This is a genomic window from Adlercreutzia wanghongyangiae (assembly GCF_035989245.1).
Classification (GTDB): Bacteria; Actinomycetota; Coriobacteriia; order Coriobacteriales; family Eggerthellaceae; genus Adlercreutzia; species Adlercreutzia wanghongyangiae.
The window spans coordinates 1-2,817 of record NZ_JAYMFF010000026.1; the positions used below are offsets into that span (position 1 = coordinate 1).

General features: G+C 62.5%; 3 protein-coding genes. All 3 read right to left on the reverse strand.

Features of this window, described 5'->3' with window-relative positions; all coding sequences use genetic code 11:
- The coding region (locus tag VIN30_RS10820; RefSeq protein ID WP_479274360.1) for an amino acid kinase family protein at window positions 1–301 on the reverse strand (301 nt) is incomplete at its 3' end.
- Window positions 302–615: 314 nt separating this feature from the next.
- On the reverse strand, window positions 616–1,614 hold the full coding sequence (gene argF, locus VIN30_RS10825; protein ID WP_326426356.1) for an ornithine carbamoyltransferase: 999 nt from the start codon (window positions 1,612–1,614) through the stop codon (window positions 616–618).
- Between the two features lie 187 nt (window positions 1,615–1,801).
- On the reverse strand, window positions 1,802–2,817 hold a 1,016-nt coding region (locus tag VIN30_RS10830), incomplete at its 5' end, for an arginine deiminase (protein ID WP_338211507.1).

The window sequence follows — 2,817 nt, forward strand, 5'->3', positions numbered from 1 at the left end:
TCAGGATGGCCTGGGACAGCTGGTAGCCGATGTAGCCCTGGCTCATGGCGCCGGCCTCGGGGAAGGGCATGTCGGGGGTCTTGTCGTCATTGGCGGCCGCGTAGGCGAACGCGTTGTTGATCATGCCGACCTGGGGGCCGTTGCCGTGGGACACGACGACGTTGGTGCCCTCCTCGATCATGTCCACGATGTGCTTGGCGGTGTTCCGCACCAGCTCGAGCTGCTCCTGGGGGGTGTTGCCGAGGGCGTTGCCGCCCAGGGCGATGACGACGGTCTTGCCGTTGCCCTTTTCGTAAGCCATTTATTTCACCTCAATCTTTTCGGTGAACCGCCAGCCAGCCTTCGTTGCATGTAAGAGGGGCGAGACAGCGGTTACAAGAGACAGACACATGCAACGGTTTCGATTCTAGGTTCCGGGGAAATAAACCCCCTCGCACAGAAGCATTCCGTTGTCAAATCGTAGAGGCCCCAACAAGGGAATCCCCTTAGGTAATTCCGTAGGGGCGGCATTCATGCCGCCCTCCCAACAGGAATCAACCTTGCTTGGGAGGGGCGATTGAAATCGCCCCCTACGAGTAAATCCGCAAGCGCCTTAGCGCAAAGTGCTCTGGGTAATTAGCCGCAGAGGGTGGCGTACATGACGGCCTTGATGGTGTGCATGCGGTTCTCGGCCTCGTCGAACACCTTCGACTGCTTGGACTCGAACACCACGTCCTCCACTTCCATCTCGGTCACGCCGAAGCGCTCGGCGATGTCGGCGCCAATGGTGGTGTTGGTGTCGTGGAAGGCCGGCAGGCAGTGCAGGAAGATGGCCTCGGGGTCAGCCATGGCCATGACCTCCTTGGTCACGCGGAACTTCTCAAGGTGCTTGATGCGCTCAGCCCACACCTCGTCGGGCTCGCCCATGGACACCCACACGTCGGTGTAGATGACATGAGCGCCGGTGCAAGCCTCGGCCACGTCGTCGGTGCACTTCACGGTGCAGCCGTTCTCGGCGGCGATGGCCTCGCAGGTCTTCACGAGCTCGGCGTCGGGCATGTTCTCCTTCGGGCCGCAGGCCACGAAGTTCATGCCCAGCTTGGAGCACACGACCATGAGCGAGCGGGCCACGTTGTTGGCGGCGTCGCCCATGAACACCAGGGTCTTGCCCTTGATGTCATAGTTGAAGTTCTCCTGCACGGTGAGGATGTCGGCGAGCATCTGGGTGGGATGCCACTCGGTGGTCAGGCCGTTCCACACCGGAACGCCGGCGTTGGCGGCCAGGTCCTCGACGTCGGTCTGAGCGAAGCCGCGGAACTCGATGCCGTCGTAGAAGCGGCCGAGCACGCGGGCGGTGTCCTCGATGGACTCCTTCTTGCCCATCTGGGAGCTGCCGGGATCCAGGTAGGTCACGCCCATGCCGAGGTCCATGGCGCCGACCTCGAAGGCGCAGCGGGTGCGCGTGGAGGTCTTCTGGAACAGCAGAACGATGTTCTTGCCCTCCAGGTAGCGGTGCGGGGTGCCGGTGCGCTTGAGGTCCTTGAAGTTCTTGGAGAGCTTCAACAGGTAGTCGATCTCCTCGGTGGAGAAGTCGAGCAGGCGGAGGAACGGACGACCGCTGAGATTGATAGGCATGTTTCGTTTCCTTTCCCTAGAAGGGGTGGACGTGTATATCACGCGGGCCCCCGGAGAACCGGAAGGCCCGCGCGTCTTTTTCGGCCCAGCGCTGGCTGGCTAGACTGGGCCGGAAAAGCCGAACAGGGGTGCTCCAAAAAGGAGCTTTCACGGGCAGCGGCTCGGCCGCCGCCTCGCAAGAAAGAGACTACAGGGCCTCGCGCCAGGCCGGCATGGACATGCAGCGCGGGCCGCCGCGGCCGCGGGACAGCTCGGCGGAGGGCATCTCCAGGCAGTTGATGCCGTTCTTGTACAGCACGTCGTTGGTGACGTTGTTGCGCTGGTACACCACCACGGTGCCGGGGCGCACGCACAGGGTGTTGCTGCCGTCGTTCCACTGTTCGCGCTCGGCCGCGATGCGGTCGCCGCCGCCGCAGGGGATCAGCTGCACGGGCTGGCCGACGTACTCGGACAGCACCTTCTCCAGCTCCTCGTCACGCTCGCGGATCTTGGTGCCGCCCTTGCCGTCGGGGGTGATCTCGAACACCGTCAGCGGGCCCATGATGCCGGGGTGGATGGTGAACTTGTCGTAGTCGATCTGGGTGAACACCGTGTCCAGGTGCATCATGGCGCGGTTGTTCGGGATGTTGAACGCCAGGATGGTGTCGATGGAGCTGGTCTCGTCGTTGAACACGTTGTGGGCGATGGCGTCGATGGCGTCGGGCTCGGTGCGCTGGGAGATGCCGATGGCCAGCACGTGCTCGTTGATGTTCAGGATGTCGCCGCCCTCGATGTGGAAGGTGTCGTTGCGATCGTAGTAGGTCGGCGTGCCGGCGAAATCCGGATGATAGCGGAAGATGTAGTCGCCGTAGATGGTCTCGCGATTGCGGGTGTGGGCATACATGCGGTTGATGGACACGCCGTTGCCGATCATCGCGAACGGGTCGCGGGTGAAGTACAGGTTGGGCATCGGGGCGCACACCAGCTTGCAGCGGTCGGACACCATGTCCACCAGCAGGTGGGTGTCGGAACCGGGCAACTCCTGCAGGTTGATGCCGGCCATGGTCTTCATGACCATGTCCTTGGTGCCCGCGTACTCGGAGTTGATGTAGTCCTTGATGATGTTCTTATAGATGTCGGTGCGAATGCCCGCCTCGAAGATCCACTGGTCGAGGAACTGCTCGCGCAGCTCGGGGTTCGCGTCGATGACCTCGGTCATCAGGT

What these genes read in the sequence shown, in the direction of transcription:
- argF (WP_326426356.1), bottom strand. Translation starts at nt 1,614, where the DNA reads ATGCCTATCAATCTCAGCGGTCGTCCGTTCCTCCGCCTGCTCGACTTC.